Origin of the sequence: Fictibacillus macauensis ZFHKF-1, from assembly GCF_000269865.1 — a bacterium.
Lineage (GTDB): Bacteria > Bacillota > Bacilli > Bacillales > Fictibacillaceae > Fictibacillus_C > Fictibacillus_C macauensis.
The window spans coordinates 1-6822 of sequence record NZ_AKKV01000050.1 but is presented as its reverse complement, the minus strand read 5'-3'; the positions used below and the strand labels follow the sequence as shown (position 1 = coordinate 6822).

Sequence of the window (6822 nt, the reverse complement as noted above, 5' to 3'; positions counted from 1 at the left end):
TAATTTTGGTCGGCGGTGTCTGGATTGTACCCAAAACTCTCTCCTACGGATACAAGGAATCCGTAGGCATAATGCCCCGCATAAGTCATGGTTTGCTTAATCCATGAATCTTCCTCTGGTAACTGCTTAATCAGTTCAAAGTGACCAGAATCACCTACACCATCAGGAACATATTTCGCTACTGAGCCATCACGGAATATATAATAATCTTCATCATTAATTGTAACTTGTTTAATAGGCTTTTCTTGTGTAGTACGAATCCAATCTTCTTTTAATTTAGTAAATGATTTCAGATCTACTAGATGACTTTTATTAAAAGTTGTGAGCATGTTTTTTTTCGTGATGTCTTGAATTGGATTATTCTTGTTGTATGTAGAGGCGAGTTCTTTTAACGATTTAGTAAGTTGAGCAAGCGTTTCATCAATTCCATTCAATGATGAATAAGAGGTATCATCAAATGTATACAAGTCCTCAATCGTTGTATCCACATATTTGTCAGCGTCGCTGATTTTTTGTTGAATGTTACTACTATCTAAGCGGGAGACAGGCATAATATGATCAATATTGCTGATGGAGCCATTGACTCCTTTTGTCACACTTTCAATCCAGCTATCTACATCTTTTAGAGCAGGTATCAATTCTTTTGTTAAATACTGTTCGTTTATATACCCTTTTTCTTGGGCCTCATATTTATGTAATGAATCTCCAACCTTTTTTAAAGCTTCCAAGTAGTCATTGATTAGTTTTGTTAAATTCGTTAAAAAAAACAAATGGACAGAATAAAAAAAATCTCGGATACTTCCCCCTGCTTGTCCTTGCAGAGCATCTTGTAATGCAACAAGGCCCTGAATGGACTGCCCAAGCCCCACCAACTGCTCATTAATTTTCTGACTTTCTTTATTCGTGTAGCCTATGCCGTGTTGAATGGCACCCACATCTGCAACTTTCATTTCATCACCCATCTCTCCTATTTTAAGATGTTGTATGATTTGGATAATCCTGCATCTAGATCGCTCATACTACGCAAGGCATCCTGGGCCATTTTTTGGTTTTCTATAATGAAATTTTTATAATCATCAATTAATTGCTGTAGTTCTCCATTTAATTTATTTATTCTATCTAATGTCTTTAAATCCCCGGATTTTCCAATGGTGGTTGGATACTTAACCTTTATGTGTTGAGCACTCGTTTGGATATTCAGTAGGGCACGATCGGCTTCAGTTAACTTGAGTTGAATGGTTGGACCACCTTGTGTATTCATTACTGTCCTCACCTTCCTATTACTTTGTTTTTAGAATAGTTTCTTTTAAACTTGCATTTAGATCTTCAAGACGTGTTATTTGAGATTTTACATTTTCTATTTCCGTATCCACATATGTTTTCATTGAACTATATAATTTCTCTATTTCTTTTCTCGTTCCATCATGTTTTCCTTCTCTTGCCCCTCGCCAGTCACTATTTGATGCAACGAGCTTTTCTATCACTGTATCCTTTTTAGTTAATTGCTTTTTATATTGTTCTAATTTTAGTTTACATGTCTTTAAGTCTGCAATATCTCGTTCATTCCTACTTGTGGTAGCTATTAACTCTTGCCGTTCAACTTCCACATGATCACCACCCGCTTAAAAGGTTTACAGTATACACACTCAGGTAAAAAACAATTATTTTACTATTATTATCCTTTTTAAACACTACCGGTTCAATGCAACTTTTTACTTAAATATGTAAATATAACCAGGTCTGAAGAACTGATTTTCCCGATTGAATAGTGTGACTAGTCACCTATTTTTTTTAGAAATAATCTCTCACCGTAATTTTTTAGAACCTCTTACATGAAGACAATAAAAAAGCCCCACCTTTGTCTCTGTTAAAATCAGTGACAAAAATGGGGCAATTCATTTATGCTTATTCTTTTTCTCGCACAATGCCAGCTGTTCCACTTGTAATTTGTACCTCAAACCAATTTGTAACCGATGCCGTTATTGGTACGAGTGCGTATGAAGCTTGGGCGTTGTCACGCTAGTACCTTTGGTAGCTGCACCTTCTAAAGTCGACAATAAAGTGTTATAGCACCTTTTACGTGCGGCGACAGGCAACGTACGCGTTCGTTAATTTCAAATACATGCCATTTGCTTATTTTCATCGCGCAATAAAATGTCATCTTGCCTAACCTCGTACTTCTTTTCCTATTCTATCCTTGCACATAATACGAATGATGGCACAACCATCATAAGGTATATACTTTTTACAGTCTATTATTTTAAATACAAAAATACTGTGTCACTCCGGTTTACAAACCGCTTTCAAATTTAGATTTTCGAGAGGACATTTCCAGTAATGCCCGCGATAAGTTGTAGTCCCACCACTTTGATTAAATGATCATCGATTTGCCATTGACGTGGATTGTCGAAAAAAGGGGATTTAATTCCAAGTGTGGAAACCTCTGATACACTTAGGGGAAGTTAAGATATAAAAAACTGTTGCTTTGTTTAATTAGCAGCTGTTAAATATTTTTAGGAGGATCAACTTATGACAAAAATGCCCGAGTGCTTAGGTTGCAGACTGTCTAATCAACTCGAACCCGTACAGATTATTTATGAGAATGAATATGTTTGTTGTTTTCTAGACATTGAGCCCTTTAACGAAGGACATACTCTAATCTTACCAAAACAACATTATTTAGATGTTGAAGAATTAGATATTGAGACTGCTCATGCAATCATGAGTGCATCAATGATAATTTCAAGAGCAATAAAAAAACTGTATAACCCTGATGGCATTACCATTTGTCAAAACGGTGGTTTATTCAATGATTTGAGCCATTACCATATGCACGTTATTCCAAGGTATAATGAACAACCTCTTTACATGGAACAACAGAAAAAGATTACCAAAGAGAGAAATCATCTCTCAGAAACAAAAGTTACGTTGAAAAATATGATTGATAAAATCTCTTGAATCGGCGCATGGGTTAGTTTCGGAATTGTGGTAATTTTTAAAATGACTAAAAAGGGGATTAACATGAAATATGCGGATGAGCTGCATGGCGAAATCGTAATAAAAGATGCGTTAGCTGTGGAAATAATTGAAACGAGCGTGTTTCAACGATTAGAACCGCAATGAAGCAAGTAACCCTACCGCGCCTAGTAGCCCAGCTACTAGGCGTTTCTATTTCAGAAACGTACGCTATTGTAGCGTAGTGTTTTATGGTTCGAAACCCTGCTGACTAATGAACAGTTCCTCTTCTGAAAAATACTGTCTCATCTGTTTGTATACCGATTGATACGCTCTGGGATCATACCATTCTTCCATTCCTAGCTTGCGATAAAGCGCTTGTATGTCCATTCTTCCCGTTCGTTTGCCGCCGCTTCCGTCTCCCATAAAATAATCATCAATGCACACTCGGTTAACAAGGGGGCGCAATCGTTTGGCAAACCCCTCACTACTAGGTAAGACTGGGGCAATGGCAACTTGTATAGGAATACCGACTGCCGCAAGCTGTTGCAGTGCTTGGAGTCTGGCTTGAATAGGTGGTGCATAGGGCGTAAAATACTTACGAATATCTTCTCGATCGGTTTCAATCGTCATACTTACGCGCACGTTCGTTCCTAATTGTTGGAGCAACTTTATGTCTCTGCAAACAAGCGGACTGCGTGTTTGAATACATAAAAAATCCGGAGAATCATGCACCATGACCGCTAACAAAGATTTTGTAATTCCGCTTTATATTCAACCGGTTGATAGGGATCGGTACTGGATGACATGAAGATGGTGACCGGCCCCTTTGCTTTTGCTCTCCGTAACTCTTTTTGCAAAATAGCAGCAGCATTTTCCTTAAGATTTACCCATGTTCCCCATTCTGATGTACGAAAGGTAGCGACAGGCATTTGTCGCACATAGCAATACGAACAAGCAAAGGCACATCCTGTATAGGGATTCAACGAATGCGTATACCCAGCCAAAAAGCCCGTGCCTTTATTCAACATTGTTTTCGGTGTTTTACATACATACTCAACGGTCATGATTCATCACTTCCTACAGTTTGTGTACGACAATGTACTGCGCAAAGTCGATCTGTTCTCGTAATCAGTTAAACATCGCACAGCTCCTTCTTCTTATTTAAAGCCTCTCGTTCTAGCGCTAACAATTTCGTTTTCATGTCTAAACCCCCGCGATAGCCCGTCAACGATCCATTTTTCCCGATTACACGATGACAAGGTACGGTGATTAACAGTGGATTCGCTCCCACAGCTCGACCAATTGCGCGAACCGCTGATGGTTTTTGAAGCTTTTGAGCAAGTTCAGAATACGTTACCGTCTGCCCAAAGGGAATCGCCCATACTGCCTTCCACACCGCTTTCTGAAAAGGTGTGCCGTGATAAGACACTGGAATGGCAAACTGCGAAAGCTTTCCTTGAATGTACAAAACAAGTTCATCAACAAAGGGTTGTAATCGCTCATCATCTAACACCAACTGATGCTCAGGATGATGACGGTTGGCCCACTTTTTCAATTCTTCCAATGGTTGATTGTGTGATCCTACAAAACAGAGGCCCTGGTCTGTTGCAGCGACGTACATTTTCCAATTATCATGTGAAAATAGTGACCAATACAGCGTCGTTCCTTTCGTGAGTGTCATGTAAAAATCCACCTTTCAATGTTGATTTCTTCCTCGGCGATACGCTTCGGGCGTTACTCCGGTTCTTTGCTTAAACAACGTAATAAAGTACGGGATATTCGAAAGCCCGACTGCCTTACCTACTTCAAAGACAGCCTCATCAGATCGTAACAACAATACTTTCGCCTTTTCGATTCGAATTTTTTGAAGATACTCATTCGGCGTCATACCTTTTATTTTCTTAAACGTTCGCTGCAAGTGATAAGGCGTGCCATGACTAATAGCAGCTAACACGCTAAGCGATATCGTTTCATGGTAGTGCTGATCTACATAATTCGTTATAGTAGCAATCCACTCTTCGTCAGGTAAGCGTTGGTGAGTTGGCTTACACCGTTTACAGGGCCGAAAGTTAGCGGATAGCGCGTGCTGCGCCTCGCTGAAGTAGCCAATATTTTCTCTTTTCGGTACCCTCGATTTACACGAAGGACGGCAAAAAATCCCTGTCGTTTTTACCGCATAAAAAAAGGTTCCATCATACGACGCATCATTATGGACAATCGCTTGCCATTGTTCCTCAGACACAGGAAGAGGCAAACTACATGGCTCGTGGTTTTCATTCCCATTGCTTGTCACTCGGCATCACCTCTAGTTTCAGTATAAACCGAGAAGCACGGAAAGTACGCATTTAACAATAGAATAGCAAGATAACGAAATTACAAAAATACGCATTTATGGCATGATATAAAAGGAAAGATGAATTGCTAAATAGACGAGGAGGATGGTAAGTATGAATCCGATTTCTGCCCAAATTTTTGAACGAATCGATTCAGACTATCAAAAATTTGCAGCTGCACTCATCCCTACAATTACGAATGTACTCGGCGTTCGACTTCCAGAACTGCGCAAAATCGCAAAAAAAATCGCCAAAGACGATTGGCGATGTTATCTTCAATCAGCTGAAGATCACTATTTTGAAGAAGTGATGTTACAAGGCATGGTGATTGGTTATGTGACGACGGATCTTCATGAGCATTTATCGTACGTTGCTTCTTTCGTACCAAAAATCGATAATTGGTCTGTTTGCGATAGCTTTTGCGCAGGGCTGAAATTCATTAAAGCAGATCGAGCGCTTGTATGGTCCTTTTTACAACCCTATCTTTCTTCATCCAAAGAATATGACGTTCGCTTTGGTGTCGTCATGCTCTTAAACTTTTATAGTGATCATGATTATATTCAGAAGGTGCTTCCCCTACTTACCAACATAGCCCATCCTGGTTATTACGCTAAGATGGCCGTCGCTTGGGCTGTTGCTACGTGCTATAGCAAATTCCCTGCGATCACACTAAACTATTTAAAAAGAACGACACTTGATGATTTTACCTACCATAAAGCGTTGCAAAAAATCATCGCATCCGCTCGTGTTGATGAGGAAACAAAATCGCTCATTCGGGGCATGAAACGGAAGTCGTTGAAGTCTAGTTAATTACATGTGCTCCAGGTATTGTTACGTATGCAGGACGGCGTGCCGTATAGTATAACTGGACTGGTAAAGAACAAAGTAAACTAGCCAAAGGAGAAACAAAATGATTACTCATAATGAAAAAGTAGAATCCTTTCAACTCTCATATCCACAGGATCTTCAAGGATTGCTCGCGCTATCTGCCTCTGTTGGCTGGGATTATGATGAACACGAACTTACGACAATCCTACATTCAGGGAGCGTATTCGGACACAAACTTGCTGACGGCACGCTCATATCGAGTGCAGCCATTATTCCATATGATCACTTCTTAGCTTCTATTGGACTGGTCATCGTACAGAACGCGTACAGAGGATTCGGTTTAGGAAAAGAAGTGATGCAACGCTGTATGAACAGTGTGGCAAACGATACGTCTATCCTCTTGATTTCAACAGAAGCAGGGAAACAAATGTATGAGTCCATTGGTTTTATGCAGGTTGATTCTGTACATAAATACATGTGTGAAACCTATCTTGCTAAAGAGGCGTTCAAAACAGCTGAGCCGGGTACCATTGAAGCATACAGCCTAGAAGATTTCCCTGCTTCTTACGTTAGATAAGAAAGCGTTCGGAGACAGAAGAACTACTTTTTTAAAAAACCGACTAGAACAAGCGAAACAATGTATCGTTGTGAACTACCCGCCACCTTCACTACGCTTAGAGGTGGGGGCTTCTCAAGTACAGAA

9 protein-coding genes and 2 pseudogenes are annotated in these 6822 nt (G+C 39.8%); 5 read left to right on the top strand and 6 right to left on the bottom strand.

Annotated features, from left to right (window positions below; translation table 11 throughout):
- From A374_RS18905 to A374_RS18895, 3 genes are all read right to left on the bottom strand, one after another.
- Positions 1–962: LXG domain-containing protein (locus A374_RS18905; RefSeq protein WP_007203856.1), on the bottom strand; the 962-nt coding region annotated here is incomplete at its 3' end.
- A 5-nt stretch (positions 963–967) separates the two neighbouring features.
- Positions 968–1261: a YwqI/YxiC family protein gene (locus A374_RS18900; protein ID WP_007203855.1), complete on the bottom strand. Its 294-nt coding sequence runs from the start codon at positions 1259–1261 to the stop codon at positions 968–970.
- 19 nt (positions 1262–1280) lie between these two features.
- On the bottom strand, positions 1281–1607 hold the full coding sequence (locus A374_RS18895; RefSeq protein WP_007203854.1) for a YwqH-like family protein: 327 nt from the start codon (positions 1605–1607) through the stop codon (positions 1281–1283).
- A gap of 278 nt (positions 1608–1885) precedes the next feature.
- On the opposite strand from A374_RS18895, the gene A374_RS20785 reads away from it, so the two are divergent.
- Together A374_RS20785 and A374_RS18890 are read left to right on the top strand one after the other, a co-directional pair.
- The gene (locus tag A374_RS20785; RefSeq protein ID WP_156793281.1) at positions 1886–2023 is read left to right on the top strand and encodes a hypothetical protein; all 138 of its coding nucleotides are present in this window, start codon (positions 1886–1888) and stop codon (positions 2021–2023) included.
- Between the two features lie 506 nt (positions 2024–2529).
- Positions 2530–2958, top strand: a complete 429-nt coding sequence (locus A374_RS18890; protein ID WP_007203853.1) for an HIT family protein — start codon at positions 2530–2532, stop codon at positions 2956–2958.
- Between the two features lie 246 nt (positions 2959–3204).
- Here A374_RS18890 and A374_RS18885 read toward each other — a convergent pair.
- The 3 genes and pseudogenes from A374_RS18885 to A374_RS18875 form a co-directional block, all read right to left on the bottom strand.
- Positions 3205–4022 (bottom strand): annotated as a pseudogene (locus A374_RS18885) (SPL family radical SAM protein).
- A 68-nt stretch (positions 4023–4090) separates the two neighbouring features.
- Positions 4091–4639, bottom strand: coding sequence for a methylated-DNA--[protein]-cysteine S-methyltransferase (locus tag A374_RS18880; protein ID WP_007203852.1), 549 nt, complete (start codon positions 4637–4639; stop codon positions 4091–4093).
- A 15-nt stretch (positions 4640–4654) separates the two neighbouring features.
- Positions 4655–5251, bottom strand: a complete 597-nt coding sequence (locus A374_RS18875; protein WP_007203851.1) for a bifunctional transcriptional activator/DNA repair enzyme AdaA — start codon at positions 5249–5251, stop codon at positions 4655–4657.
- 154 nt (positions 5252–5405) lie between these two features.
- Between A374_RS18875 and A374_RS18870 the strand changes: the two genes are divergently transcribed.
- The 3 genes and pseudogenes from A374_RS18870 to A374_RS21530 form a co-directional block, all read left to right on the top strand.
- Positions 5406–6101 carry a DNA alkylation repair protein gene (locus tag A374_RS18870; protein WP_007203850.1) on the top strand — a complete coding sequence of 232 codons (696 nt, stop codon included), beginning with the start codon at positions 5406–5408 and terminating at the stop codon, positions 6099–6101.
- 100 nt (positions 6102–6201) lie between these two features.
- Positions 6202–6696 (top strand): GNAT family N-acetyltransferase, encoded by a 495-nt coding sequence (locus A374_RS18865; protein ID WP_007203849.1) that lies wholly within the window; start codon positions 6202–6204, stop codon positions 6694–6696.
- Positions 6671–6822 (top strand): annotated as a pseudogene (locus A374_RS21530) (hypothetical protein); the annotation flags it as partial. The gene A374_RS18865 and the pseudogene A374_RS21530, both read left to right, overlap by 26 nt.